Genomic DNA, 25,261 nt, shown 5'->3' on the forward strand with positions numbered 1-25,261 from the left:
TATCCACGCGGCGGCGACCAGGCGCCCGTGGCCAGACGGCTGAAATCTGAAATATCATCGAGAAAACGCATTATGAGACACACGCCGTCGATACTGGGCAAGCTGAGATCCGCGGGCGCGGATCGCAGGATCGCCACCAAGATCGGCCTTGGTTTCACCTGCACCATGGTCATCTCGGGTCTTGCGTTCGGGATGGTCTGGTTCACGTTCCGCAGCACCGAGAACGGCTTCAAACACTACACAAACCAGGTCGTGGCCGCCGACACGGTACGAGACCTCAGCCGGACCTTCGCCGAGCTGCGGCGGGCGGTCAGGGAGTATGCCCTCACCGGGGTCGAAGACAACGTCAAGAAAGCCGGAACCATTCGCCCGGCGCTCGACCAACTCGTGCACCGGGCGGCCGATCATGTCACGGGCAGCGCGGCGCAACGCCGTGTCGAGACGATCGCCAGGCATCTCCAGGCCTATGAATCCGAATTCGACAAGGTCGTCGCGCAGAAGCGGCAGCTGATCGAACTCGAGATCGGCCAGCTGGACCCGTTGGGCGCAGCCGGCGTCGAGGGCTTCCAGACCTTGATCGGCGCCGCCACCGCAGCCTCCGACCAGGATCGGCTGCGTTTTGCCTACCAGGCGCTGCAGCAGTTCATGACTGCCCAGGTCGAGGCCAATAGATTCCTTGGCAGGAACGACCCCGCCAGGGAAAAGGACACCGAGGACATGCTCAATGACCTCGTTGCATCGCTGGGCAGCAACGGGGGCCAGGGAGACGACACGAAGAAATCCGTCGCCCAGACGGTTTCCTCCCGGGCCGCCGAGATGCAGGCGGCCGCCGGGTCGCTGACGGGCACGGCGCAGAAGGCGACCAGTCGCGCCACCGCGGTTGCCGCCGCGGTCGAGCAGGCGTCCGTCAACGTGCAGGTCGTCGCCAGCTCGACCGAGGAGCTTTCGGCCTCGGTCCACGAAATTGCCCGCCAGATGGCGCAGTCGTCGAAAATCGCCCGGCAGGCGGTGCAGCGGGCGGAGCGGACGAACACGATCGTCGAAGGCATGACGAAGACCGCGCAGGGCATCGGCGACGTGGTGCGCCTGATCCAGACGATTGCCAACCAAACCAACCTGCTGGCGCTGAACGCAACGATCGAGGCGGCGCGGGCGGGCGATGCCGGCAAGGGGTTCGCCGTCGTCGCCAGCGAGGTGAAGTCGCTGGCCAGCCAGACCGCCAAGGCAACGAGTGAAATCCGCAACCAGATCGACGACATCCAGGCGGTCACCGGACAGGCGACCGAGGCGATTCGTGAGATCAGCGGCACCATCGGCGAAATGAACGAGATCGCCATGGCGACCGCCTCGGCGGTGGAGGAACAGGGCGCGGCGACTCAGGAGATCGCCAGCAGCGTGCGCCAGGCCGCCGAAGGTACCAACGAGATCGCCCGCAACATCGAGGGCGTGAGCCAGGCCGCCAATGACACCGGCGCCGCGGCCACGCAACTGCTCGGATCCGCCGATTCGCTCGCCAGGCAGGCCGACTCGCTGCAGCACGACGTCGATTCCTTCCTGGTCAAGGTGCGCAGCGCGTGACCGCGCCGGCTCGGCTGTCAGCAGCCGAGCCGCACGACTGAGGGCGCCGCGCGGCGATAGGCGCGGCGCCAGTCGATCTCGTCGGCCTGGGGCGGCGAGGCGAAGCGCGGGATGATCCCCGCCGCGCCCAGGAAGTCGACCAGATCGGCCACGGGTATGGCGGAAACCGATCCCGCGCTGGTGCCGTCCGCGACGATGACGCCGACGACGTTGCCCAGGCCGTCGACGATCGGCCCGCCACTGGCGCCATGGCCGATGGTGGCGGCGATTTCCAGCGCCCAGCGCATCCGCCCGGCACCCGCCCGGCCGAAGAAGGCGGCGCCATCCTGCCACGTCGGGTCAACCGGCTGGCCCATCCGGTCCATGATGCGGAAGCTCTCGGCCTGGCCGCTGCCGGGGCGATGGATGACGATGGCCGCGCGTTGCACACGGCCCACCACCCCATACGCCGCATCGGACGCGGCGTCGGCGGGGAACCCCAGCACCAGCGCCCGGGTGCCGCGGACGATCTGCGACGCGGCGGATACCGCGAGCGGCGCGACCGCCGGATCGTCTGGTCCGCGCAACAGCGCGAGATCGAGGTCCTGGTCCTGCCGCACCACCTGCCATGCCGCCTGGTACCCCGCCACCTGGATCGGCCGGTGCGCCAGGCTGCATGGCAGTGTGACGTGGGCGTTGGTGACGAGCACGCCAGGGGCAACGCTGAACGCGGTTCCGGCCATATCTGCGAAAGGAGACGGTAGACGCATCCGCGGCTCGGCGGGCGGCATCAATCCCGGCCAGGCCACGCCCGCGACGGGCGTCGTCCGGAAGTGGGAGCCGAGGGTCGCGCTCGCCATGAACGAACCGGCCGCCAGCGCCACGGCGCTGATCGTCCATTTGAACAGGCTGCGACGGCTCATGGCTCATCCTTGGGAGGATCCGGGATGGCGGATCGTTTAGCACGCCGATGCCATGCTTTGCGAAAATATAAGGTGAAAGGCGTAACGGATTTTGATAGGAACCGGTCCGGCGCGATCCGGCGCGTCTTTCCCGGCGCCGTGCAGCCTTCCCCCCCAAGGAATGTCATGTCTGGTCTCGATCTGCTGATCCGTCTGTCTCGTCGTACCGTCGAGGAGCGGCAGGTGACCCTTGCCCGGGCCAGCCAGGCCCATGCCGAAGCCGTCGCGGCCATCCAGGCGCATGAGGAAGGCATCGCGGCGGAATCCCTTGCCGCGGCCAACGACATCGACGCGCTCGCCGCGTTCGCCAACTGGTCCGCGAGCGCGGCCCGGCGCGGCAACGCCTTGCAACAGCGCCGGAGTGACCTAGCACGTTCGGAACACGCCGCGCAGGGGGCGTTGCATGAGGCGTTCATCGACCTGAAGCGCCTCGAACTCGCGTTGGACGCGGCGCTGGAGACCGCGGCCGCGGCGACGCAGAAGCGCGCGGATGCCGCCGCGGACGAATTGCAGATTATCCGGCGAAATGCCAAGGCGGCTTAGCGTCCGTGCTATCAGGACAGGGCTGCGGTCAGAGAAGAACCTGGTGCCCGGCCATGACGGAGGGGCAGGACGCGCCCGATCTGCCCGGCCGCCGGAATTACACCGGGATGCCGGGGTTCTTGCGAAATTTGGCCCAGGCGGCCAGGATTTCGTCGATCTGGGTGTTCTGGTCCGCCTTGCGCAGGTCGATCAGCCGATCGCGCAGCCGCAGGATGACGTGGCCGGCCGGCAGGTTGGCGGCGGTCTCCAGGCGGTCCAGGAACACCTGTCCCCGCGCCGGGTCATCCCGCAGGACGCGGTACGCCGCATAGACCATGGCGGACGACCGGCCATAGCGCACCATCTTGCGGGCGAACCCGCGCAGCCGCATCAGTTCCGGGTGGCTGCTGATCACGTCGCGCACCTCCGTCGCAGTCGGCCGGGCATTGGGCTGGCCCACCGGCTTCAGTTCCCGCCGCCACAGGATCACCGCCGTGGCCGAGACCAGCGCCTTGTCGCCGAAATCGTCGAACATCTCGTCGACGACCGGCGCCTTCTTGGCCTGCTTGTCGTAGGTTTCGAACGCTTCCTCTGGCAGGCCGCGCATCACCACGACCTCGATCGGCTGCCCGGCCTCCAGCACCGCCGAGAGCCGATGCTGCCCGTTCAGCAGCCGGCCGCAGCGGGAGAAGCAAATCGGCTGGGCGTTGAACATCCATTGCCCGTTGCCGATGTCGCGCGCCATGGCGGCCACGTGCGACTGGACGATGTTGCGGTTGCCGCGGTTGAACGCCAGGTAGTCCTCGGCCACCTCCGGCGTGATGGTCTCGATGGTCATGGCGCAGACCGTGGGGTCCTGCAGCGCTGCCTCGGCGTCGCGCACCAGGCGGGCCTCGGTTTCGTGGCGGGCGTTGGACTTCACTGTGTCGCGCAGGCCGGTGTAGCCGACCAGTTCGGGGAAGGGCTCCGGGTTGCGGGTGCTGTTCGTCGGCAGGGTCCAGGTGTAGGCGTCGCTGCGCTTGCCGGAGATGGTGTCGTTCAGCGCCTTGATGCAGATGGCGAACAGTGCCGTGGCGTGCGGCCGGACGGCGCGGTCGGACCGGCCCTCGACCAGCCGCCGGCGGACCATGACGCCGGGCTCCAGCGCGTCGAACCGCTCGGGGTGGGCGATGGCGTCGAGGAAGCGGCGGATGGCGGTGCGATCGACCTGCAGGCCCATGAAGCTAAGCGGCGTGCGGATGGATTCGGCCAGCAGGCGGGCAGGGTGGTCAAAGCTGAACTTCACCGCGGTGTCGATTTCCGTGCGGTTGGCTTCCAGGGCGCGTTCCATGCGGCTCCAGGGCGGGGTGGAGGTGCCGCGGGTCAGGGTGCCGTCCTCATACCGGATCAGCTTGGACAGCAGGCCGGCGACGGCGGCGGGGCGGGGAATGCCGCGGGTTTCCAGCACCCCGGTGAACGAGCGGCGGCGCTGCTGGTCGATGGTGTGCAGCGTGTCGTCGGGGACGTTTTCCGCCAGCACGGTGACGAACGGGGTCCGGGCGTCGATGCAGGCGTACAGCCGCTGCAGCCCGTCCAGCAGCACATCGTTGCGCGACAGGATGATCGGCATGCCGTTCAGCACCCACTCGCCGTTTCGCATGGCCTGGGCATAGGCGGCGACCGCGGCGGCGTTGCGCTTGCTGGCGGGGCGTTTCTTCGCGAGCAGGCTGGGCGCCATGTCCGGGGTGATTTGCACGATCGAGAAGCGTGCGAGCTCCGCCGGGCGTCCCTGGATCGGGAGGAGGCGGCTCAGCCCGGCGCCGTCGGCCGATGCGAGGGAAAGCGTGGTGCCGGACATGTTGATGGCTCCTGCCCGAGTTCGCTACGATTGCCAAATCGGTATGTCTGATTCGATTAACGGCGTCGCGAAATTTTGTCAATGAGTTCGGAAATGTATTTTTTAAGATTTTTCGATCACTTGCTGCACGCCCTGGTTGTTGCTGGCTGATTCGCGCGGCCTGACGGTGCCCGGGGCGTGACGGCATGTGCGAAATTGCGTTGTAAATGTGCAATAGGCCCGGTAATTTGCCGCCCGATGCCGCCAATGAGCCAGAAGGGCAATGAAGACGATGAGCCAGCCGCTTGTATCAGTCACCACGTTGCAAAGCGGCGCCCCGGTCGCCGGCCGGGTCTCGCCGGCTGCCAATGACGCGCGGCTGCGGGCCGTGGCAAAGCAGTTCGAGGCGACGTTCATGAGCGAGATGTTCCGCCTCGCCAGGCCGCCATCGCACGCCGCCGGCCCGTTCGCCCAAAGCAATGCCGAAAAGTCGTGGCAGATCTTCATGGACCAGGCCCTGGGCGAGGCGGCCACGGCGAACGACCGCTCCGGTCTGGCCGGCGAAATCGAGAAGGCCCTGCGTACCGCGCAGGGGCAAAGCAGCAGCGGAGGCAAGCGATGACCTTTCTGGAAGCGACCGCGCTGCTGACCGCGGCGATGCGGCAGGAGACCACGCTGGCGCGGACCGGAGCCCTGGGGCAGATCCAGCAGGCGGCGGCGGCGAAGCAGGCGGCGTTCGCCGTGTTCCAGGCGGAATGCGCCGCGCGGGATGTGCGAAATCCGGGCAGCGAAGCGGAGCAGGCGGCCCTGCGCGACCTGCTGGCGGCGGCGAACGAGAGCGCCCTGGTGCTGGAGGCGGTGCGCGGCGTGCTGGACGATTTCATCAACCGGCTGAAGGCGGCGGTCAGCGCGCTGGCGGATTCCGGGACGTATGACCCGAAGGGCCAGCGGTCGCGGCACGCGCCGGCGGTGCGGCTGAACGCCAACGCGTGAGATTTTGCGAAAATACGTTATTATATCCCTTTACCAACGGACCGAACTCTGCTAAATACCAGCGCGTCATCACGAACCGAGAACGGGAACGATGACCTGGCGTCAGAACGGCGCTCCCGCAATCCACCCTGAATGGGAGCTATTACGATGACATCGATCCTGACCAACACCGGCGCCATGATCGCCCTGCAGAGCCTGCAGGCCACGGACAACAACCTGAGCAACGTTCAGAACCAGATCTCGACCGGCCTGGCGATCCAGGGGCCTTCGCAGAACGCCGCGGTCTGGACCGTCGCCACCACCATGCAGGCGAACGTCGCCAGCCTGAACCAGGTCAGCAGCGACCTTGGCAACGCCGACTCGATCCTGGGCACGGCCGTTTCCGGCGCGACACAGATCACCAGCCTGGTGTCACAGATCCGGGCCCAGGTGGCGTCGTACACCGATACGGCGACCAACCAGACGGCAACGCAGGCGAGCGTCGCCCAGCTCGTCAACCAGATCCAGGCCACGGTTTCAAGCTCCAGCTTCAACGGCGTTGACCTGCTGGACGGCACCCAGAGCAACGGCCTGACCTTCATGGCCGCGACCAACAACAGCTACGCCGGCGGCGCGACGTCGCCAACGATCACCGTTGCCAACACCGCCACCGCCAACCTCGGCACGACCGGCACCGCGGCGGCAGTTTCGGCTTTCTTCACTCTGCTGACGTCCTCTGGCCTGGGCGCGATCACGAGCCAGACGGCACTGGATGGCGCCCTGAGCACCATCGATTCGTATATGAGCACGGTGCAAACCCAGGCCTCGTCGCTCGGTTCAACGCAGTCCAACGTCTCGTCGCAGCAGATCTTCGTGCAGAACCTTGCCAGTACCTTCACGACGGGTGCCGGCAACATGGTGGACGCCAACATGGAAGCCGAGTCCGCCCAGTTGACCGCCTTGCAGACCCAACAGCAGCTTGGCGCGCAGGCGCTCAGCATCGCCAACCAGGCACCGCAGATGATCCTGAAACTGTTTGGTGGCTGACTGGAACCGGGGCCGGCCCGCGCGGCCGGCCCCGCCGCGACCCGGCCGAGAACGCGCCGGCGAAGACGAGATCGAGCGACGAGGAAGAAGACCCGTCCGATGGGACAATTTCAAGGCGACGCGCCTCTGCCGATGCCGAACATGGCGAGCAAGGCCTATGGCGCGATCATCCAGCGGACGGAAAGCCCGCGGGATATCGAATACCGGGTTTTTTCACAGGTCACGGCCGCGCTGCAGGAAGCCGCCGCGCCGGACGCGCATTTCACGCTGCGGGTCGAAGCCGTGCATCGCAACCGCGAGCTCTGGCAGACACTGGCCTATGACCTGGCCGGCGACGGCAACATGCTGCCGGATGACCTGAAGTCCAAGCTGCTCAGCCTGGCGATCTGGGTCACCGGCGAGTCATCGCGCGTCACCGCCGGAACGACCTCGCCGGACGCCCTGATCAACGTGAACAAGAGCATCATGGTGGGCCTGCGCCCCGCCAACGGCGGAGCGGTCTGATGCCGCTCAAGCTCAAGCTGGGCGCGCACGAGCGTCTTGTCGTCAACGGCGCGGTGCTGGTGAACGGCGCCTATCGCACGACAATCCTGGTGCAGAACTTCTCCCACATCATGCGGGAGAAGGACGTGCTTCAGGAGGCCGATGCCGACACGCCGACGAAGCGTCTGTATTTTGTCATTCAGGCGATGCTGATGCAGGCGCCGCCGACGGCCGCCCTGGGCGAGACCTACCGCGCCCTGCACGACCAGCTGGCCGACGCATTCGTCAAGCCGGAGAATCTGGCGACCCTGCGTGCCGTCGACGCCATGGTCGAAGCCGGCGATTACTACAAGGCCCTGGCCAGGCTGCATCCGCTGATCGCCTACGAAGCCGGCCTGCTGAATGTCGAGCCGCACGAGTGGCGCCGGAAACCGCCGGTGCCGGGCGGCAAGACCGAAGGCGGCGCGATGCGGGAGGTTGCGCCGGCCTGAACCCCGGGCAATGCCGATTGACGGAAGAAACGATCGTCCGTCGGCAATCGATCCTGGCGGCGGCAGCGGGGAAGCCTCCTGCCTGCCGCCAGAGAACCGTGACGGCCGGGGGAACGAAGGGACGATCACCCGGGGCACGAACGATTCGTCCCGGCGACCCCGGGTCTTGCAGAGGAGCAGGCCATGGCGGCCTGTCGCACGAATGAATCCGTTGGTCACCAGCCTGGGCATTCCGTCCGGCCTCGCCGGGTGGGATCTGATCAAGAGCAAGACGCCGGCCAGCTTTCCTTCCCTGACCAACGATCCCGTGCTCAAAAGCCAGATCGCCTACTTCGAGGCGAACGCGCCGAAGGCGACCACGGCGAAGGCCCTGATGTCCAATCCGAAGCTGGCCGACTTCGTGCTGACCGCCTACGGCCTGACGTCCGAAAGCGGCATGACGGCGCTGATGGTCAAGGTGCTGAATTCGAACCCGAAAAGCTCGAGTTCATTTGCCGCCCGGATGGTCAAGACGCAGTTCATCCAGGTGGCGGCGGATTTCAATTATGGCGGGAGCGAAACCCCCGCCAAGCCCGCCACCGCGTCGTCGGCGGCGGTTGACACCAGTGGCCTGGCGGCAGGCAGCACTTTCAGCAACTTCAGCGGCACCTTCGGTGGCGTGACGCTCAGCAGTGTGAACCTGAGCGGCGCCACCACCTGGCAGGGGCTGGCGTCGACACTGCAGACCGCGTTCCAACGGGCCGACGGCAATCAGGCCAACATTACCGTCAAGGCCGTCGGCGCGAACCTGGTCTTCACCGACGCCAAGGGACGCGGCACCGCGCAGTCGTTCGCCTGGAGCGCGAACCCGGGCAATACGGGGCCTGCCCCCACCGCCTCCAGCCCGAACAGCCTGGTGGCGGGATCGACGGCAACGGCACGAGTGGGCGGTCCGTCCGTGACCAACCCGTCCTTCATCCAGCAGGTCGTGCAAAAGTACCAGGAAGCGCAGTTCCAGCAGGTGGTTGGCAATACGTCGAACGCGCTGCGCCAGGCGCTCTATGCGCAGCAGAACCTGCCGAGCGTCACGAACTGGAACCAGGTGATTGCCAGTCCGCCGCTGGCCAGTGTCGTGCAGACGCTGCTGGGCCTGCCGAAAAGCTTCGGCGCGCTCAACATCCAGCAACAGGCCCGGGTCTATGGCCAGCGCATGAACATTGCGAATTTCCAGAACCCGGCCAAGCTGGCATCCATGCTCAACGAGTACGTCGCCATGAGCAGCGCGTCGAGCAGCAGTTCGTCCTCGTCGTCGTCGGTGGCCGTGCAACTGCTGACCACGGCTTCCTCGTCATCGGCCAGCGACAGCTACTCCAGCGCGTCGATCGGCGCTCTGCTGATGAGCGGCGCCGTGAAAGGCTGATCGGCTGGGCTGCCTGAACCGGCGTCATGCGGCCCCAAGGGCTGCCCTGTCGCAAGGCAGCCCCGCCGAAAGCATCACTTGCAGGCGACGAGGGTGATCTTCACCTCATCGACCACATTGAAATAGGACCCGATGGCAAGGTCGATGCCCTCCCGCGTCATCTGTCCGGACTGGTACTGCCGGGCCCAGTGCGGGGTCAGTGCGAAATCGACCTCGGCGATTTCGAAATCGACATCCGTATAGACCCCGAGCGGCGTGTTCGGCCAGCCGAGTTCCTTCCACTTGTGGTTATTCTTCTTCGAGAACAGCGACAGGATGGGAGGGCTGATCGCGCGGACATGGGTTGGGTCGCCGGCAAAGCCATCGCTGCGAGGATGGGGAACCGCAATGAAGATCCTCGCGCCCGGCGCGCAGATCCGATACAGCTCCTTCATGATCGACAGGAACGTCTCGACGGCCGCCCCCAAATGTTCCAGGCAATGGCGCATGACGATCTCGTCGACCGAATCGTTTTCGAACGGCCAGGGGAAGGATTCCAGGTCCCAGACGATCTCCGGGGCGAAGGAGTCGTATTTATCGACATTAATATACCCGTCCAGTTTGTTCTGGCCGCAACCTAGATTGACTTTCAATCAAGCCTCCTGAAATGAACTGTGTGCGACAGCGCTCGCTTCCGGCGAGCCGGCAGCATCCGCTGAAGCCCGCGACCCGGCGAGGGATCGAAGATCGGCGGCACACGCGGACATGACCGCATCCCAGTCGCCGGCGCTGGGCTGGCGGTAGATCCGCAGGGTCGGGTACCACGGGCTGTCGCGCCGATCAGTCAGCCAGCGCCAGCACGGATCGGACCGGTCAAGCATCCACACCGGCTTGCCGATGGCCGCTGCGAGATGGAGAACAGCCGTATCAACCGAAATCACCAGGTCCAGGTTGGCGATCAATGCCGCGGTGTCGGCGAAATCCTTCATTTCGCCCATCACGTCGATCAGGCCACGGTCCGGCGGCGCCGCGGCACCGGTCTTCTGCAGGCTGAAGAAGTGAACGCCCGGAACCTCGAGCAGCGGCGCCATGCGCTCGAACGGCATGGATCGCCGCCGGTCGGTGGCCGCCGCGCCGGGCAGGTGCGGCCGGGGATTGCCGGCCCACACCAGGCCGACGCGCAGGCCGCCGCGGCACATCGGCTCCAGGCGCGCCTTCCAGACGGCCACGGCGCTCTCGTCGGGATGCAGATAGGGGATGGATGCGGGAATGGTTTCGAGCGTCGTCCCCAGCGCCAGCGGCAGGCTCATCATCGGACACTGAAGATCGAATGGCGGCAACGCGCTGCCGGCGGCAATCACCGAGGCCAGTCCAGCCAGGCTGCCCATCAGCCGCAGCAACGGTTGCTGCACTTCCAGGATGACCCGCAGCCCCCGGTCGGCAGCCAGTGTTGCGTAGCGGCAGAATTGCAGCGTGTCGCCGAAGCCCTGTTCGGCGTGGATCAGCAACGCCTTTCCCGCGGCGGGCTCGCCTTTCCATTGCGGCTGGGCAAATGCACGGTATGACCGCTTCAGTTGGCCCGCCTGCCAACGGTATTCGTAATCCGCCCAGCCGGCGGGGTAGTCGCCCAGGGCAAGCAGGAGCAAGGCCCTGTTGTAACGGATGGCGGGATCGTCCGACTTCAGCCTGTAGGCCGTTTCGAAGCAGGCGAGCGCTTCCTGGATCTGCCCGGCGCCTCTGAGGGCATTTCCCATGTTCCCGTAGGCCTGATGAAAATCCGGATCGATCTCGATGGCCTTCCGATAGGCCATCATCGCCTCGTCCGCGCGGCCGGCCGCATGGAGCGCAATCCCCCGGACATTGTGGAACCCGGGCATGTCCGACCGGATGGCGATGCCTTTTTCAACGCTTTCCACAGCCGCGTCGAACGACCCGAGTTCGCGGTACGCCTCGGCCAGGTTGAAGTAGGCCGAGACGAGATCCGGCTGGAACTCGATCGCGGCACGATACAGCGGGGCGGCTTCGGCGAAGCGGTCCTGCTCGTGCAACGTACGGGCCAGAAAGAACAGCGCTTCCGGGTCGTCCAGCCGGCATTTGACGGCCGTGCAAAGACAATCCAGGGCCTCATCCAGGCGATCGAGCCGGAACAGGCAGGCGCCAAGCCTGGTCAGCGCCGTCAACAGATCCGGCTTGAGGCGCAGCGCCGCCATATAGGGCGGAATGGCCTGCTCGAACTGCTCCTGTTCGAACAGGGCATCGCCGAGATTGGAATAGGCTTCGAACCGGTCCGGTTGCAGCCGGATGGCGTCGCGATAGCACGCGATGGCCTCGTCAACCCGGCCCTTGTCCCGGAGCGCGTTGCCCAGGCTGTTGTGGGCGTCGGCATTGTCCGGCTGGAGGTCGATCGCCTTGCAGAAGCATATCATGGCTTCCTCGGGCCGTCCCAGTGCCCGCAAGGCGACCCCGAGATTGAAATTGGCTTCGGCCGAGCGGGGCTCGAGGCTCAGCGCCCGCCGCCAGGTCTTGATCGCCTCGACGACCGCGCCGGCCTGCTGCTGATGCAGCGCATCCGTGAACACCGTCCGGAAGGCGGCGAATTGTTCGGCCTCGGACCGGCTTGCCGTCGTCCCATGCATCGCATCACTCATGACTTGTTACTCCAGGCCAGCAAATCACGCCGGATAGTCGCAATGACGTCGTCCCAGTCCCCGGGATGCGGCTGCCGGTAGATCCGCAGCGCCGGATACCACGGGCTGTCCCGCCGATTGGCCAGCCACCGCCAGCAGGAATCGAACCGGTCGGCCAGCCAGACAGGCTTTCCCATCGCCGCCGCCAGGTGCGCCACGGCGGTATCGACGGAAACCACCAGGTCCAGGTTCGCGACCAGCGCCGCGGTGTCGGCGAAATCCTGCACGTCGTGCATAAGGTCGATCAGGGGCGAGCCAGGCGGCATCCCGGGACCGTCCTTCTGCAGGCTGAAGAACCGGACTGCCGGAACGTCCAGCAGCGGCGCCACGCACCCGGCGGGCATCGAGCGCCGCCGATCGGCGGCGGCCGCGACCGGGCGGTTGGCGCGCGGATTGCCGGCCCATACCAAGCCGACGCGCGGCCCGTCGCCGCACAGCGTCCTGATCCGCGACCGCCACAGCGCAGCCTGTTCCGGGTCTGCGTGCAGATAGGCCGTGGGCGCCGGGATGGTTTCAAGCGTCGTCTTCATCGCCAGCGGCAGGCTCATCATCGGGCAGTGCAGGTCGAAGTCGGGCAGTTCGTCCTCTTCCGGAACGACCGCGGCCGGCCCCGCCAGGGTGCCGAGCAGCCGCACCAGCGGCCGCGGAACCTGCATGACCACGCGCAGCCCCCGCGCCGCCGCCAGGGTGGCGTAGCGGCAGAACTGCAACGTGTCGCCGAACCCCTGTTCCGCATGGATCAGCAGGGTGCGGCCCGGCGCGGCCTCGCCCCGCCATTGCGGCTGGGCAAACCGGCGATGCCCGCGCCGCAGTTGCGGCGTTCGCCAGCGCCACTCGAACTCGGCCCAGCCTTCGGCAAAATCCCCCCGCGCCAGCAGCGCCGTCGATCGGTTCCAGCGCAGGTCGGGATCATCCGGGGCGAGGCCCAGGGCAATGTCGTAGGCGGCCACGGCATCGTCCAACCGTTGCATCTGGTGCAGAACGAGCCCCAGGTTGACATGCGCCTGGTAGAATCGCGCATCGGCCCGGATTGCCTCGCGGTACGACGCGGCCGCGTCCTGCCACCGGCCAACCGCCTGAAGCGCGATGCCCCGGCCGTTGAGGAAGCCCGCATGCCCGGGGCGCAGGGCCACGGCCTTGTGCGCGCACGCCAGCGCCTCATCCACAAGGCCTTGCAACCGCAAGGCTTCGGCCTGGTTGCCATAGGCCTCGGCGAGATCCGGCTGAAGCCCGGCGGCGGCGCGGTAGCAGGCAACGGCTTCCGCCAGCCGATCTCTCGCCTGCAACGCGCAGCCCAGGAAGAACAGCGCCTCCGGTGATTCGGGCCGCTGCTCGATGGCCGCGCACAGGCAGTCGATCGCTTCGTCCGATCGCCCGAGCGTTTGCAGGCAGATGCCAAGCCGGATGCATGCCTCGACGTGACCGGGCCGGAGGCGCAGCAGGTCCTGATACGCGGCGACGGCTGCCTCCCAGCTTCCCTGCGCCTCCAGCGTATCGGCAAGACCGGCATGGGCCTCGAGGCAATCGGGCCGCAGCGCCACGGCTCTGCGGTGGCAGGCGACGGCTTCCTCGATCCGGCCGAGATCCTTCAGGGCGTTGCCCAGGTTGTTGTGGGCCTCGACATGGTCCGGGTTCAGTTCGATCGCCTTGCGCAGGCAGGTCACCGCTTCCTTCGGCCGCCGCTTCTGCCGCCAGGCCGCGCCGAGATTGCAGTAGGCCTCGGCCGAGCCCGGGTTCAGTTTCAACGCCCGGCGCCAGTTCGCGATCGCTTCGTCGATCGCGCCCGCCTGCTGTTGGTGCAGCGCATCCGCGAACACCTTCCGGAACGCCGCCAACCGCTCAGCCTCTGATCGGCCCGTCGCCGTCCGGCGCAGCGTGGGACTCATAAATCATTACTCCGCAGCAGCAGGTCGTGGCGGACGGCACCGATGACGCCGCCCCAGTCCCCGGGATGGCGCTGGCGATACAGGCGCAATGACGGATACCACGGACTGTCGCGGCGCCCGGTCAGCCATCGCCAGCAGGAATCGAAACGGTCGAGCAGCCACACCGGCTTCCCCATCGCCGCCGCCAGGTGCGCCACGGCGGTATCCACTGAAACCACCAGGTCGAGCCCCGCCACCAGCGCGGCGGTATCGGCAAAGTCCGTCACCTCGGCCATGCAGTCGGCCAGCCGCAGATCTGCCGGCGCCGCCGGGCCATCCTTCTGCAGGCTCACCAGTTGAATTCCGTCCAGCCCCGCCAGCGCGCGGAGCCGCTCCGGCGCGATCGAGCGGCGGCCATCGACCGCGGCCAGCGCCGGGTCGTTGCGGCTGCTGCCGGCCCACACCAGGCCGACGCGCAAGCCTGGCCCGGTTGCCGCCGCCAGCCGCTGTTGCCATCGCGCCGCCAGTGCGGCGTCGGCATGCAGGTAGGGGACATCGCCCGGGATCGTCGCCAGCGTGGTGCCGAACGCCAGCGGCAGGCTGAGCATCGGGCACTGGAAATCGAATGCCGGCGGCTGGTCGTCTTCCGCAACCACCTGCTCCACCCCCGGCAGCGTGCGCAGCAGGCGCACCAGCGGCTGCGGCACCGACAGGATCACCCGCAGCCCGCGCGCGGCGGCCAGCGGCGCGTAGCGGCAGAACTGCAGCGTGTCGCCGAACCCCTGTTCGGCGTGGATCAGCAGTGTCCGTCCCGCGGCGGCCTCGCCCTGCCAGCGCGGCTGGGTGAAATGGGGGCTGGCCGCGATCATCGCCGGCATCCGCCAGCGCCATTCGTATTCGCGCCAGCCGGCCGCCAGGTCGCCCTTCGCCAGCAGGGCCAGGGCGCGGTTGAAATGTGCCTCGGTCAGTTGCGGCGCCAGTGCGATGGCGCGGTCGTAGCAGGCCAGTGCCCGGTCCAGCAGTTTCTCGTCCGCCAGCAGGCCGCCGAGATTGACATAGGCGTCGATGAAGTCCGGCCGCAGCGCGATGGCCTTGACGAAGCCGATCACGGCCTCGCCCGGCTGTCCGTGCGCACGTAGGGCGTTGGCCAGGTTGTAGTGGGCCTCGGCATAGGCCGGCGTCAGGCCGACGGCCTGCCGGTAGCAGCCGATGGCCGCGTCCAGGTCGCCGCTTTCCTTGAAGGCGTTGCCGAGGTTGTTGGCCGCCTCGGCGAAATCCGGCCGCAGTGCCAGGGCTTGCCGGAAACTGGCGATCGCCGCGTCCCATTGCCGCGATGCGACCAGCGCGTTCCCCAGGTTGTTGTGCGCGTCGATGCACCCCGGATCGATCCCAAGCGCCCGCTGGTAGCAGGCGATTGCCGCATCGGTCTCGCCGCCCGCCATGCGCAGGTTGCCCAGGCGGGCCCACAGTGCCGCCGGGACGCTTTCCCGCTCGAAGCAGGCGGCGGCCTCATCCAGCCGCCCCAGGCGGAGCCAGGCCTCGCCCAGAGCGGCGTGCAGCCCGGGGTCGCCGGGGCCGAGGCCGGCGGCACGCCGGTAGCACGCCGCGGCATCGTCCAGCCGCCCCTGCGCCGCAAGCGCGTTGCCGAGGCCCAGGTGATACGATGGCGCCGCGGCAGGTGACCCGGACACGCCGGGCCCTGGCGGGAGGACGGCATGGCCGCCTGCCGCCACCGAACCGCGCCTTGCCCTAGCGCGCATGGGCAACCGCCTGCCCGGCCGGCTGCGCCGGCTGCGTCGGCGGTCCGGCGCGGTCCAGGATGCGCGCCAGCGCCGCGAACGCGTCCCCGGCCGGCATCCGTTCGTCGGTCTTCTGCCCGAGGAACGCCTCGAACGTGGGGTGCTTCTCGATTGCCACGTCGACCATCGGGTCGGACCCCGCCCGGTAGGCCCCCAGCCGGATCATCTCCGCCATACGCTCATAGGCGTCCAGCAGGCGCCGCGCCTCAGCCAGCAGGCCGTTCTCGGCGTCGCTGTGGCAGCGCGGCAGGGCGCGGCTGACCGAGCGCAGCACGTCGATCGCCGGCCAGCGGCCGCGCTCGCCGATGCGGCGGTCGAGCACGAGGTGGCCGTCCAGGATGCCGCGCACCGCGTCCGCCACCGGTTCGTCGTGGTCGTCGCCGTCGACCAGCACGGTGAAGATGGCGGTGATGTCGCCCTGCTCGCCGACGCCCGGGCCGGCGCGTTCCAGCAGCGCCGGGAGTTCTGCGAAAACGGATGGTGTGTAGGAGCGGGCAGTGGCCGGCTCCCCGGCGGCGAGGCCGATTTCCCGCTGCGCGTGCGCCAGGCGCGTGACGCTGTCCAGCAGGCACAGCACCTGCTTGCCCTGGTCGCGGAACCACTCCGCGACGCTCAACGTCGCCTGCGCGGCGCGGCGGCGGGCGAGGGCGGGCTGGTCCGAGGTGGCAACCACCACGACGGTGCGCCGCAGTCCTTCCTCGCCCAGGATGACGTCCAGGAACTCCCGCAGTTCGCGGCCGCGCTCGCCAATCAGGCCGACGACGATGACGTCAGCGGCGACGAAGCGCGCCAGCATGCCCATCAGCGTCGATTTGCCGACGCCGGAGGCGGCGAACACGCCCAGCCGCTGGCCGCGGCACAGCGGCACGAAGGTATCCAGCACCCGCAGGCCGGTTTCCAGCCGCTGCCCCATCAGGTGTCTGCGAAACGCAGCAGGAGCTGCGCGGCGGAGCGGCATTGGGTGGATGCCTTGCGGTAACGGCCCGCGGTCGTCGACCGGGTGCCCAAGGCCGTCCACGACCCGGCCGAGCCATGCGAAACAAGGATACAGAACTGGCGACTCGGCCAGGGTGACGCGCGCGCCCGGAACCAGCCCATCGCTGCGCCCCTCCGGCATGACGGTCACGTTGTCCTCGGCGAACGCCACCACCTCGCCCGGCAGGTCTTCGTCGTGCCGCTCGATCACGACGCGGTCGCCCAGGGCCACCGCGCGGCCAAGCCCGCTGACGCTGAGGGCCGCGCCGCGTACGCCATCCAGGCGGCCCCATTGCCTGATCCGGCGAAGGCGTGCGAACTGCTGCGGCAAATCAGCCAGGCTGAGGCTGCTGGCCAGCGGGCCGGCGTCAAGGACAAGGGAAGCGGTCATCTCGGCGAAACGAGATAATGGAATCAACCAACGGTTTGCAAACGGCAATTTGCGAAAGCGAATCTTTTTGCGAAAACCCTGGACTCGAACTCACGAGACCGTTATAGGTCTGCTTCCGAACGATGTCGCAAGAATTGCGAAACCAAAATGCTAGAAAACATTGATCTGTTCCGCCTGGCCGGCGAGCGGATGCGCTACCTGACGCAACGCCAGTCAGTCATCGCCCGCAATATCGCCAACGCCGACACGCCAGGCTACCAGGCCCAGGACGTCGCGCCTTTCAGCTTCGACAGCGCCCTGCTGCGGGCCGGCAATACGGCCGAGAACGCGGGACAGGCGCCGGCGCTGAACCTTGTCCGCACCAACCCCGAACACATCGCGCTGACGCTGGCCAACCAGGTCGCGCAGGTGACCAGCCGGACGTCGTCCTATGCCGAGAAGCCCGACGGCAACACTGTTTCGATCGAGCAGCAGATGATCAAGTCCGCCGACGTCAGCAACGGCTTCGCGCTCGCCAGCGCGGCCTACACCAAGACCCTCAGCCTGATGGAAACCGCGATCGATCCCGGCAAATGAGCATGATTTTTCCCATCAGCGGCACCGGCCCGCTGTCCCAGGCGATGGTGACCGCGGCATCGGCGATGCGGGCGCAGTCCACGCGCATGCGCCTCGTCGCCGAGAACCTCGCGAACGCCGACTCCACCGCCGCGGTGCCCGACGGCACGCCGTACCAGCGCAAGGTGATGAGCTTCGAGCAGTCGGTGGACAAGGCGACCAACGCCGCGGTCGTGCAGCCGGGGCCGATCACCACCGACCCGGCGCCGTTCCGCAGCGTCTACGCTCCGTCCTCCCCGGCGGCGAACGCCAAGGGCTATGTCAGCATGCCCAACGTCTCGCCGGTGCTGGAACTCGCCGACATGCGCGAGGCGGAACGCTCGTACGAAGCCAATCTCGCCACGCTCAACCAGGCGCGCTCGATGATCGCCAAGACCCTCGACATTCTGAAGGCCTAGAGACATGACCCCGATCGCATCGATTTTCCCGGTCTCCCAGGTCGCGGGCGCCTACCAGGGCACGGTGACCGCCACCAGCGGCGCCGGCGACTTTGAAAGCATGGCCAGCGACGCCGCGCGATCGGCGATCAAGAACCTGCGGCAGGCCGAGCAGACCACCGCCGCCGGGGTTGCCGGCAAGGCCGACGTGCAGTCCGTCGTCGAGGCGCTCAGCAACGCGCAAATCACGATGCAGTCGGTCATCGCCGTGCGCGACAAGGTGCTGACCGCCTACAACGACATCATGCACATGTCGATTTGACCGGGCCCGGGCGGAGCGGCGGCGATGGGTGAAGGCGACGTCGTCGAGATCCTGCGCTTCGGCTTCTACACGCTGGCGGTGATGGTCGGGCCGGCGCTGATCGCGGCGCTGGTGACCGGCCTGGTGATCAGCATCCTGCAGACGCTGACGCAGATCCAGGAAATGACCCTGGCCAACGTGCCGAAGATATTCATCACCATGATCGTCATCATGCTGTTCCTGCCGCTGTCGTTTTCCGCATTGAAGGCGTTCATGGACCAGATCGTGCAGATGATCGTCGGCATCTGACCCATGTCGGGCAGCGCCACGCCGCTTCGCAGCCAGCCTACCGTCCTGGATCGGCTGCGCCAGATCTTCGGCCACCAGGATATCCTGTTCGCCGCCGGGATGATCGCGCTGGTCGCGGTCCTGGTGCTGCCGATGCCGACGATGGTCGTCGACGTCGGCCTGGCGACGTCGATCACGCTGTCGGTGCTGATCCTGATGGTGGCGTTGTGGATCGACAAGCCGCTGGACTTCTCCAGCTTCCCGACGGTCCTGCTGGTGGTGACGCTGCTGCGCCTGTCGCTCGACCTGGCGACGACGCGGCTGATCCTGACGAACGGCCACCACGGGCTGGATGCCGCCGGCTCCGTCATCAACGGGTTTGCCAGCTTCATCGTCGGCGGCGACTTCGTCATCGGCGTCGTGGTGTTCGCCATCCTGATCGTCATCAATTTCATGGTGATCACCAAGGGCGCCGGCCGCATTGCCGAGGTCGCCGCGCGCTTCTCGCTGGACGCCATGCCTGGCAAGCAGATGGCGATCGACGCGGACCTGTCGGCAGGCCTGATCACGGACCAGGTCGCCCGCGCCCGCCGCCGGGAACTGGAGGAAGAAAGCTCGTTCTTCGGCGCCATGGACGGCGCTTCGAAATTCGTCCGCGGCGACGCGATCGCCTCGATCATCATTACGCTGGTGAATGTCGCCGGCGGCATCATCATCGGCACGCTGCGGCACGGCCTGGCGATCAGCCAGGCCGCCACGTTCTACACCACGCTGACCATCGGCGAGGGCATCGTCAGCCAGATCCCGGCGCTGATCGTCAGCCTGGGCGCCGGCATGCTGGTGTCGAAAGGGGCGGGGCGCGGCTCGGCCGACCGGGCGTTCGTGTCGCAGCTCAGCAACCAGTCGAAGCCGCTGTTCCTGGCCTCGGCGATGGCCGGCTTGTTCGCGCTGCTGCCGGGGCTGCCGTTCCTGCCGTTCGCCGCCCTGGCCGGGATAACCGCCGGCGCCGCGGTGCTGGTGCGGAAGGGGGATCAGCGCCGCACCCAGGATGCGGCGGCGAAGGCCCGCAGCGAGGCCGGCGACAAGCCGCAGGAGGAGCCGATCCAGGAGCTGATGCGCATCGACGACATCCGGATCGAACTCGGGATGGGGCTGATATCGGCGGCGCAGGGCGACAACGGGCTGACCGAGAAGATCCGCAAGCTGCGCCGCTCGATTGCCATGGATTACGGGTTCCTGCTGCCGGCGGTGCGGATCAAGGACAACCTGGAGCTCAACAACAGCGAATACTCCCTGCAGGTCTTCGGCGTGGAGGTTGCGCGCGAAACCATGGAGCTGGGCCGCCTGCTGGCGTTCTCGCCGGGCGGGCAGAAGCTGCAGATCGCCGGCAAGGACACGCTGGAGCCGTCGTTCCGGATTCCGGCACGCTGGATCGTGCCGGCGCAGCAGCAGGAGGCGGCGCAGCAGGGACTGACCGTCGTCGACGTCGAGACCGTGCTGACCACCCACCTGTCCGAAACGATCAAGGCGCACATGAGCCAGCTGCTGACCTATTCGGCGACGCAGAAGCTGCTGGACAACCTTGGCCCGGAAAACCAGAAGCTGGTGCAGGACCTGATCCCCGGCCTGGTGCCGCTGACGACGCTGCAGAAGGTCCTCGCCAACCTGCTGGCCGAGCGGATCTCGATCCGCCACCTGACGCTGATCCTGGAGGCGATGCATGAAGCGGCCAGCTTCACCCGCAACGTGCGGCTGATGACCGAGCACGTGCGCAGCCGGCTGGCCTTGCAGATCAGCCGCTCGCTGCTGGGCGAGGACGGGTTCATCTCGGTCATTCCGCTGTCGCCGCAGTGGGAGCGGGAACTGAACGAGGCGATCATCGTCGACGGCGACCAGCGGACGTTCGTGCTGTCGCCGTCGCGCACGCAGGAATTCGTGCAGGTCGTCCGCGCCAAGCTGGCGGCGGCCACGGCGCGCGGCACCTGGCCGGCGATCCTGACCAGCGGCGAGGTCCGGCCGTTCGTGCGGACGCTGGTGGAACGCATCAACCCGACGATTTCGGTGATCGCGCATGCCGAGGTGCACCAGCGCAGCAAGCTGCGCACGGTGGACCAGATCTAGCGCCGGCATGATGCATTTCTCGCTCTCGGACTGGCTGACTCTGGAGGTCTATCGCACGTTCCTGGTGTTCGTCCGCGTCGGCGCGGCATTCCTGCTGTTGCCTGGCTTCGGCGAGCCGTTCCTGCCGACGCAGATGCGCATCCTGGCGGCCTTCGCCGTCGCGGTGTGCGTGGCGCCGGTGGTCGCCGGGATGCCGGCCGCGCTGCCCAACAATTTGCAGATGCTGCTGGGCGTGGTTGCGGAGGCGGTCACCGGTACGCTGCTCGGCACGGTCAGCCGCACCGTGATCTCCGGCGTCATGTTGGCGGGCCAGGTCATCAGCCAGAACGTCGGGCTGTCGAATGTCTTCACGGCCGGGCTGGCGATTGACGAAACGACCAGCCTGGGCGCCATGCTGTATGCGGGCATCGTGGCGATCCTGTTCGCGTCGCATGGCCATTATCTCATCCTGCGGTCCCTGGCCGACAGCTACAACCTGATTCCGCCCGGGCATTTTCCCGAGGTGTCGGCGAGCGCCCGGGCGGTGATCGCGGCGGGGCTGCGCTGCTTCCGGTCCGGCGGACAGCTCGCCCTGCCGTTCCTGTTGCTGGGCCTGATCTTCAACGCCTCGCTGGCGGCGGTGAACCGCGCGATGCCGGCGCTGCCGGTCTTCATGATCGCCAATCCGGCGCTGGTGATGCTGGGATTGTATCTTCTGGCGGCGACGGTTCCCGGCCTGCTGGGCCACGGCCTGGAGGGATGGTCGGACCTGCCGTCGCTGCTGCGCGCAGCGGGATCCGTCTCCGGTGGCTGAAACCGACAGCGAAGACCGAACATTCGAAGCGTCCGCGCGCAAGCTTGCCCAGGCCCGCGAGCGTGGCGAGGTGCCGGTTTCCCGCGAGGGCGCCCAGGCCGGCGTTTACATCGCGGCGCTGGTGGCGATCGTGCTGACGGCCGGGACGACGGTCGCGCAGATCCGCGACATCCTGCTGCCGATGCTCGACCAGCCCGATGGCCTGATCAATGCCACGCCCGCCGGCCTGCAAGCGGCGGCGCTCGCGGTGTGCAAGGCGATCGGGCTTGCGATCGCGCCGGTTTTCGCGCTGCTGATCGGCGCGACGTTGCTGCCCTATGTGCTGCAGGGGTCGATCACGTTGTCGCTCGAACGGCTCGGCTTCAAGCCGTCGCACCTTTCGCCGGCGGAGGCGGTGAAGCGCACCTTCAGTCCCCGGGCGCTGTTCGAATTCGCCAAGAGCCTGCTGAAGGTCTTGGTCATTGCCGTGACGTGCTACGTCCTGGCCCGGCCGCTGTACCAGGAATCCATGAGCCTGGTCGGCGCCGATTTCTCGGTGCTGCCGCACCTGCTGCAGGCAGCCGTCACCAAGATGCTGCTGGCGGCGACATTGTCGGCGGTCATCATTGCCGGCGTCGACGTTCCGTTCCAGCACCTGTCGTTTCTTCGCCGCATGCGCATGACCCGGGAGGAAATGAAGGAGGAGATGCGGTCGGTCGAAGGCGACCCGCACGTCAAGGGGCGGCTGAAGCGGCTGCGCCGCCAGCGTGCCCGCCGGCGGATGATGCACGACGTGCCCAAGGCCACCGTCGTCATCACCAACCCGACCCATGTCGCGGTCGCCCTTCGGTACGAACGCGGCAAGGACGCCGCGCCGGTCGTCCTGGCGAAAGGCGCCGATCTGGTTGCCCTCCGCATCAAGGAAGTCGCTCGAAAAAGCGATGTGCCAATCTCGGAGAGTCCGCCTCTGGCGCGGGCGCTCTACAGCGCGGTTGAGATCGGCGAGATGATTCCACGGGAACACTTCGAGGCGGTGGCGAAGATCATCGGGATCGTGTGGGCGCGGCGCCAGAAAGGGACCTTCCGGAATCAAAATTGATGCAGCGGCAATGCCGCTTCTGCTAGAGCATCTGCCGGCGTCGAACGTGCCTGCCGTCGTTCCGACCGATCCAGTGCCGGGTATGACCACTTATGCTCACAGTTTTCGGCTGCATCGTACAGCAACATGATCTCCGGCTGGTGGCGCTGGCTGGCTGCATCTGCATCCTGGCGACGGGCACGACAACGAACCTGCTGGCCCTGCTGCAAGGTTCCAAGGCCCGCTTCCCATGGGCCGGGCTGATGACGACGTCGATCGTCTTCGGCTGCGGCGTCTGGGCCCTGCATTTCGTTGCCATGCTGGCGTACATGCCCGGCATGCCCGTCGCCTACAGTGTCGGAGCGACGCTGTTGTCCATTGTGCTGGCCGCGGCGGGCACCTTCGTCGCCCTGGTGGCCTGGACCTATTGCCCGGCCGCCGTCGGCGGGCCTGTCCTGGGCGGAATCCTGCTTGGGTTCGCGATCAGCGGCATGCACTATTGCGGCGTGCTGGCCATGCGGGTCCCGGGCACGCTCAGGCTCGATACGAAGGGCGTGCTGGAATCGATTGTTATCGGCATCGTCTTCGCCACTCTGGCCTTCGCCCGGGCCGGGCGGCTGAATTCGATCCGGCGCCGCGTGGAGACGACGATCTGGCTGGCGCTGTCCATTTGCGGGGTCCACTTCACCGGCATGGCGGCCCTGCACATCGACCTGGGCCTGGCACCGGACATGGCGGGCACCTTCTTCGGATCGGATGCGCTCGGCGTCACGGTGGGCATCGTGAGCTTCGCGATCCTGACGATGAGCCTGTTCGCCACGATACTGGAACAGAGCCTGTCGCGTCGCGGCATGGCGGAACTGCAGCGGATGCGGCGCCTCGGCAACATATCGCGTGAGGTGCTGGTCATTCACCGCGACGGGGTCATCGTGCAGGTCAACGCGGCTGGGGAACGCATGTTCGGGCGCCGGGAGGCGAGCCTGATCGGGCGGGACATCCGCGAGCTGATACCGGAAAAGCACCGGTGCGCGGTGCTTCGGGTCAACGCGCAATGCGACGCGGCGGCCGATCATGCGGACATCGAGCTGGCCAGGGCCGACGGTAGCGCGGTTTCCATGGAAGTCTCGGCCTATCGCGTCGATTATGAGGGCAAGCCCGCCGTCGCCATGGTGCTGCGCGACCTGACGGCGCAGAAGCGGGATGCCGAACGCATCCGGCATCTGGTTCTTCATGATGCGCTGACGGGCCTGCCCAACCGGTTCCTGTTGCAGGAACGGTTGACCCACATGGTGGCGGCGACGGCCAACGCGGCGCAGCCGATGGCGCTGCTGCATCTTGGGCTCAGGAAGTTCAAGCAGGTCAACGACGCGTATGGCTACGAGGCCGGGGACGCGCTGCTCGTTCGGGTGGCGGGCCGCCTGAAGGCGGCGCTGCGGCCGTCGGATCTGCTGGCGCGCCTGGCCGGGGATGAATTCCTGATGGTGGCCCTGATTGGCCAGCCGGACGAGGCGGCAAGCCTGGGGCGGCGCATCGGCGCGATCCTGGCGGAGCCTTTCCGGATTGACGGCCATCGCATCGATCTCGACAGCGCCATCGGCGTCGCGCTGTATCCGGGCGACGCCGGCAGCGCGGAAGCGCTGATGCAGGCGGCGAACCTGGCGCTTAGCCGCGCCAGGAACGGCGGGCGGAACGCGTGCTGCTTTTTCGAGCCCGCCTGGGATGAGCAATTCCGGCGCCGGCACGAGCTGGCCCAGGATCTTCGCCGGGCCATCGCCCACGAGGGACAGCTTCGGCTGCTCTACCAGCCGCTGGTATCCTGCGAAACAGGCGAGATCGAGGGGTTCGAGGCGCTGATCCGCTGGCGCCATCCCGGCCGCGGGGAAATCTGCCCGGCAACGTTCATCCCGGTTGCCAATGAAACCGGACTGATCGTCGAGCTGGGAGAATGGGTGCTGGAGACGGCGTGCCGCGCCGCGGCCTCGTGGGACAAACCGCTTCGCGTTGCCGTCAACATTTCGCCGATCCAGTTCCGGCATGTGGATCTTGTGAACCTGGTTTCACGCTGCCTCGGCCGCCATGGCCTGCCGGCGAGCCGGCTGGAGGTCGAGGTGACCGAGGACGTCATGATCCAGGATACCGGGCAGGCGCGCGACGTGTTCAGGCGCCTGCGCGAGGTTGGGGTGGGAATTGCGCTGGATGATTTCGGAACCGGGTATTCGGGGCTGAGCTACCTCCAGGCCATGACGTTCGACAAGCTGAAGATCGACCGGTCCTTCGTCGCCCGGCTGGGCGAGACGGCCGATGCCCTGATGATCGTTCGTGCGATTATCGGCCTGGGCCACAACCTGGGCCTGTCCATCATCGCCGAGGGAGTCGAAACGGTCGAGCAACTGGAGATCCTGAAGGGGCTGGGGTGCGATCAGGTCCAGGGGTATCTTCTGGGCCGGCCGATGCAGTTGGACGGTTCCCTGGAGCTGGTTTCGATGCGGGCCCGGAGCATCATTGGCGGGAAGGGCCATGAGGGTATCAGAGGGGTATCCGTGGCGGAGCGGGCGTTGCCGGTGGCGGGCACACAGTCCGGGGGCGATTGATACGGGCTGGGAGTCTTTGGGGGGGGAGCGCTGGCTTTGCGGCTTGGTGCTGGTGGGGTGGCAGGTTCGTTGTCTGATATGGTGGGTCCCCGGCGGGGACGGTGTGGTTGATGGCGTATTTCTGTTCGCACAGAGAAAAAGGGGGGGTGACGGAGGGCCACAGGGGATCAGGG

The 25,261-nt window shown here is 67.3% G+C and carries 24 protein-coding genes; 16 read left to right on the forward strand and 8 right to left on the reverse strand.

The features are described 5' to 3' along the window. Positions 1-72: 72 nt before the first annotated feature. Positions 73-1,578 carry a methyl-accepting chemotaxis protein gene (locus tag CCS01_RS26910; RefSeq protein WP_158258628.1) on the forward strand — a complete coding sequence of 502 codons (1,506 nt, stop codon included), beginning with the start codon at positions 73-75 and terminating at the stop codon, positions 1,576-1,578. Between the two features lie 17 nt (positions 1,579-1,595). Here CCS01_RS26910 and CCS01_RS26915 read toward each other — a convergent pair whose 3' ends face one another. Continuing rightward, on the reverse strand, positions 1,596-2,480 hold the full coding sequence (locus CCS01_RS26915; RefSeq protein WP_104521849.1) for a S1 family peptidase: 885 nt from the start codon (positions 2,478-2,480) through the stop codon (positions 1,596-1,598). 165 nt (positions 2,481-2,645) lie between these two features. Here CCS01_RS26915 and CCS01_RS26920 point away from each other — a divergent pair, with 165 nt between their 5' ends. After that, a complete protein-coding gene (locus tag CCS01_RS26920) occupies positions 2,646-3,062 on the forward strand; it encodes a hypothetical protein (RefSeq protein WP_104521850.1) in 417 nt (138 codons plus the stop codon). Between the two features lie 97 nt (positions 3,063-3,159). Here the strand turns inward: CCS01_RS26920 and CCS01_RS26925 are convergent, their stop codons facing one another. Beyond that, a complete protein-coding gene (locus CCS01_RS26925) occupies positions 3,160-4,878 on the reverse strand; it encodes a hypothetical protein (RefSeq protein ID WP_104521851.1) in 1,719 nt (572 codons plus the stop codon). A gap of 102 nt (positions 4,879-4,980) precedes the next feature. Then, positions 4,981-5,274, reverse strand: a complete 294-nt coding sequence (locus CCS01_RS33245) for a hypothetical protein (protein WP_146101985.1) — start codon at positions 5,272-5,274, stop codon at positions 4,981-4,983. Here CCS01_RS33245 and CCS01_RS33250 point away from each other — a divergent pair. The 6 genes from CCS01_RS33250 to CCS01_RS26955 all read left to right on the forward strand — a co-directional run bounded on the left by CCS01_RS33250 (position 5,273) and on the right by CCS01_RS26955 (position 9,249). Next, positions 5,273-5,479 (forward strand): hypothetical protein, encoded by a 207-nt coding sequence (locus CCS01_RS33250; RefSeq protein ID WP_146101986.1) that lies wholly within the window; start codon positions 5,273-5,275, stop codon positions 5,477-5,479. The genes CCS01_RS33245 and CCS01_RS33250 overlap by 2 nt on opposite strands. Beyond that, positions 5,476-5,850, forward strand: coding sequence for a hypothetical protein (locus tag CCS01_RS26935; protein ID WP_104521853.1), 375 nt, complete (start codon positions 5,476-5,478; stop codon positions 5,848-5,850). The genes CCS01_RS33250 and CCS01_RS26935 overlap by 4 nt, the downstream gene beginning before the upstream one ends. 147 nt (positions 5,851-5,997) lie before the next feature. Further along, positions 5,998-6,876 carry a flagellin N-terminal helical domain-containing protein gene (locus tag CCS01_RS26940; RefSeq protein WP_158258629.1) on the forward strand — a complete coding sequence of 293 codons (879 nt, stop codon included), beginning with the start codon at positions 5,998-6,000 and terminating at the stop codon, positions 6,874-6,876. Positions 6,877-6,975: 99 nt separating this feature from the next. Next, complete coding sequence (gene flaF / locus CCS01_RS26945; protein ID WP_104521855.1) at positions 6,976-7,380, forward strand: flagellar biosynthesis regulator FlaF; 405 nt, start codon at positions 6,976-6,978, stop codon at positions 7,378-7,380. Further along, positions 7,380-7,850 carry a flagellar biosynthesis repressor FlbT gene (locus CCS01_RS26950; RefSeq protein ID WP_104521856.1) on the forward strand — a complete coding sequence of 157 codons (471 nt, stop codon included), beginning with the start codon at positions 7,380-7,382 and terminating at the stop codon, positions 7,848-7,850. Before flaF ends, CCS01_RS26950 begins: the two co-directional genes overlap by 1 nt. A 10-nt stretch (positions 7,851-7,860) precedes the next feature. Continuing rightward, positions 7,861-9,249 (forward strand): DUF1217 domain-containing protein, encoded by a 1,389-nt coding sequence (locus tag CCS01_RS26955; RefSeq protein ID WP_158258630.1) that lies wholly within the window; start codon positions 7,861-7,863, stop codon positions 9,247-9,249. Positions 9,250-9,323: 74 nt separating this feature from the next. Here CCS01_RS26955 and CCS01_RS26960 read toward each other — a convergent pair whose 3' ends face one another. From CCS01_RS26960 to CCS01_RS26980, 5 genes are read right to left on the reverse strand one after another with little or no spacing between them, the layout of a single operon-like run. Then, complete coding sequence (locus tag CCS01_RS26960; RefSeq protein WP_146101987.1) at positions 9,324-9,881, reverse strand: class I SAM-dependent methyltransferase; 558 nt, start codon at positions 9,879-9,881, stop codon at positions 9,324-9,326. Then, a complete protein-coding gene (locus CCS01_RS26965) occupies positions 9,882-11,876 on the reverse strand; it encodes a tetratricopeptide repeat protein (protein ID WP_104521858.1) in 1,995 nt (664 codons plus the stop codon). Continuing rightward, positions 11,873-13,801, reverse strand: a complete 1,929-nt coding sequence (locus CCS01_RS26970; RefSeq protein ID WP_104521859.1) for a tetratricopeptide repeat protein — start codon at positions 13,799-13,801, stop codon at positions 11,873-11,875. Before CCS01_RS26970 ends, CCS01_RS26965 begins: the two co-directional genes overlap by 4 nt. Then, complete coding sequence (locus CCS01_RS26975) at positions 13,798-15,471, reverse strand: tetratricopeptide repeat protein (RefSeq protein WP_158258631.1); 1,674 nt, start codon at positions 15,469-15,471, stop codon at positions 13,798-13,800. The genes CCS01_RS26970 and CCS01_RS26975 overlap by 4 nt, the downstream gene beginning before the upstream one ends. A 58-nt stretch (positions 15,472-15,529) precedes the next feature. After that, positions 15,530-16,945, reverse strand: a complete 1,416-nt coding sequence (locus CCS01_RS26980) for a FliI/YscN family ATPase (protein WP_104521861.1) — start codon at positions 16,943-16,945, stop codon at positions 15,530-15,532. Between the two features lie 147 nt (positions 16,946-17,092). On the opposite strand from CCS01_RS26980, the gene flgB reads away from it, so the two are divergent. From flgB to CCS01_RS27020, 8 genes are all read left to right on the forward strand, one after another. Further along, positions 17,093-17,521: a flagellar basal body rod protein FlgB gene (gene flgB / locus CCS01_RS26985; RefSeq protein WP_104521862.1), complete on the forward strand. Its 429-nt coding sequence runs from the start codon at positions 17,093-17,095 to the stop codon at positions 17,519-17,521. A gap of 2 nt (positions 17,522-17,523) precedes the next feature. Next, complete coding sequence (gene flgC, locus CCS01_RS26990) at positions 17,524-17,958, forward strand: flagellar basal body rod protein FlgC (RefSeq protein ID WP_239992414.1); 435 nt, start codon at positions 17,524-17,526, stop codon at positions 17,956-17,958. Between the two features lie 4 nt (positions 17,959-17,962). Beyond that, entirely contained in the window at positions 17,963-18,259 is a 297-nt protein-coding gene (locus CCS01_RS26995) for a flagellar hook-basal body complex protein FliE (RefSeq protein ID WP_104521864.1), read from the forward strand. A gap of 24 nt (positions 18,260-18,283) precedes the next feature. After that, positions 18,284-18,547 (forward strand): flagellar biosynthetic protein FliQ, encoded by a 264-nt coding sequence (locus CCS01_RS27000; RefSeq protein ID WP_104521865.1) that lies wholly within the window; start codon positions 18,284-18,286, stop codon positions 18,545-18,547. A gap of 3 nt (positions 18,548-18,550) precedes the next feature. Then, positions 18,551-20,647: a flagellar biosynthesis protein FlhA gene (gene flhA, locus CCS01_RS27005; protein WP_104521866.1), complete on the forward strand. Its 2,097-nt coding sequence runs from the start codon at positions 18,551-18,553 to the stop codon at positions 20,645-20,647. 7 nt (positions 20,648-20,654) lie between these two features. Continuing rightward, complete coding sequence (locus tag CCS01_RS27010; protein ID WP_104521867.1) at positions 20,655-21,440, forward strand: flagellar biosynthetic protein FliR; 786 nt, start codon at positions 20,655-20,657, stop codon at positions 21,438-21,440. Next, entirely contained in the window at positions 21,433-22,518 is a 1,086-nt protein-coding gene (locus tag CCS01_RS27015) for an EscU/YscU/HrcU family type III secretion system export apparatus switch protein (RefSeq protein ID WP_158258632.1), read from the forward strand. Before CCS01_RS27010 ends, CCS01_RS27015 begins: the two co-directional genes overlap by 8 nt. A gap of 92 nt (positions 22,519-22,610) precedes the next feature. After that, a complete protein-coding gene (locus CCS01_RS27020; protein WP_104521869.1) occupies positions 22,611-25,088 on the forward strand; it encodes an EAL domain-containing protein in 2,478 nt (825 codons plus the stop codon). The last annotated feature ends 173 nt before the right edge of the window (positions 25,089-25,261 follow it).

Origin of the sequence: Rhodopila globiformis, assembly GCF_002937115.1 — a bacterium.
GTDB lineage: Bacteria > Pseudomonadota > Alphaproteobacteria > Acetobacterales > Acetobacteraceae > Rhodopila > Rhodopila globiformis.

What these genes read in the sequence shown, in the direction of transcription:
- CCS01_RS26925 (WP_104521851.1), bottom strand. Translation starts at nt 4,878, where the DNA reads ATGTCCGGCACCACGCTTTCCCTCGCATCGGCCGACGGCGCCGGGCTG.
- CCS01_RS27010 (WP_104521867.1), top strand. Translation starts at nt 20,655, where the DNA reads ATGATGCATTTCTCGCTCTCGGACTGGCTGACTCTGGAGGTCTATCGC.
- CCS01_RS26970 (WP_104521859.1), bottom strand. Translation starts at nt 13,801, where the DNA reads ATGAGTCCCACGCTGCGCCGGACGGCGACGGGCCGATCAGAGGCTGAG.
- CCS01_RS26915 (WP_104521849.1), bottom strand. Translation starts at nt 2,480, where the DNA reads ATGAGCCGTCGCAGCCTGTTCAAATGGACGATCAGCGCCGTGGCGCTG.
- flhA (WP_104521866.1), top strand. Translation starts at nt 18,551, where the DNA reads ATGTCGGGCAGCGCCACGCCGCTTCGCAGCCAGCCTACCGTCCTGGAT.
- flgB (WP_104521862.1), top strand. Translation starts at nt 17,093, where the DNA reads ATGCTAGAAAACATTGATCTGTTCCGCCTGGCCGGCGAGCGGATGCGC.
- flaF (WP_104521855.1), top strand. Translation starts at nt 6,976, where the DNA reads ATGGGACAATTTCAAGGCGACGCGCCTCTGCCGATGCCGAACATGGCG.
- CCS01_RS33250 (WP_146101986.1), top strand. Translation starts at nt 5,273, where the DNA reads ATGAGCGAGATGTTCCGCCTCGCCAGGCCGCCATCGCACGCCGCCGGC.
- CCS01_RS26955 (WP_158258630.1), top strand. Translation starts at nt 7,861, where the DNA reads ATGCCGATTGACGGAAGAAACGATCGTCCGTCGGCAATCGATCCTGGC.
- CCS01_RS26910 (WP_158258628.1), top strand. Translation starts at nt 73, where the DNA reads ATGAGACACACGCCGTCGATACTGGGCAAGCTGAGATCCGCGGGCGCG.
- CCS01_RS27000 (WP_104521865.1), top strand. Translation starts at nt 18,284, where the DNA reads ATGGGTGAAGGCGACGTCGTCGAGATCCTGCGCTTCGGCTTCTACACG.
- CCS01_RS26965 (WP_104521858.1), bottom strand. Translation starts at nt 11,876, where the DNA reads ATGAGTGATGCGATGCATGGGACGACGGCAAGCCGGTCCGAGGCCGAA.
- CCS01_RS26920 (WP_104521850.1), top strand. Translation starts at nt 2,646, where the DNA reads ATGTCTGGTCTCGATCTGCTGATCCGTCTGTCTCGTCGTACCGTCGAG.
- flgC (WP_239992414.1), top strand. Translation starts at nt 17,524, where the DNA reads ATGATTTTTCCCATCAGCGGCACCGGCCCGCTGTCCCAGGCGATGGTG.
- CCS01_RS27020 (WP_104521869.1), top strand. Translation starts at nt 22,611, where the DNA reads ATGCTCACAGTTTTCGGCTGCATCGTACAGCAACATGATCTCCGGCTG.
- CCS01_RS26935 (WP_104521853.1), top strand. Translation starts at nt 5,476, where the DNA reads ATGACCTTTCTGGAAGCGACCGCGCTGCTGACCGCGGCGATGCGGCAG.
- CCS01_RS26995 (WP_104521864.1), top strand. Translation starts at nt 17,963, where the DNA reads ATGACCCCGATCGCATCGATTTTCCCGGTCTCCCAGGTCGCGGGCGCC.
- CCS01_RS26950 (WP_104521856.1), top strand. Translation starts at nt 7,380, where the DNA reads ATGCCGCTCAAGCTCAAGCTGGGCGCGCACGAGCGTCTTGTCGTCAAC.
- CCS01_RS26980 (WP_104521861.1), bottom strand. Translation starts at nt 16,945, where the DNA reads ATGACCGCTTCCCTTGTCCTTGACGCCGGCCCGCTGGCCAGCAGCCTC.
- CCS01_RS33245 (WP_146101985.1), bottom strand. Translation starts at nt 5,274, where the DNA reads ATGAACGTCGCCTCGAACTGCTTTGCCACGGCCCGCAGCCGCGCGTCA.
- CCS01_RS26940 (WP_158258629.1), top strand. Translation starts at nt 5,998, where the DNA reads ATGACATCGATCCTGACCAACACCGGCGCCATGATCGCCCTGCAGAGC.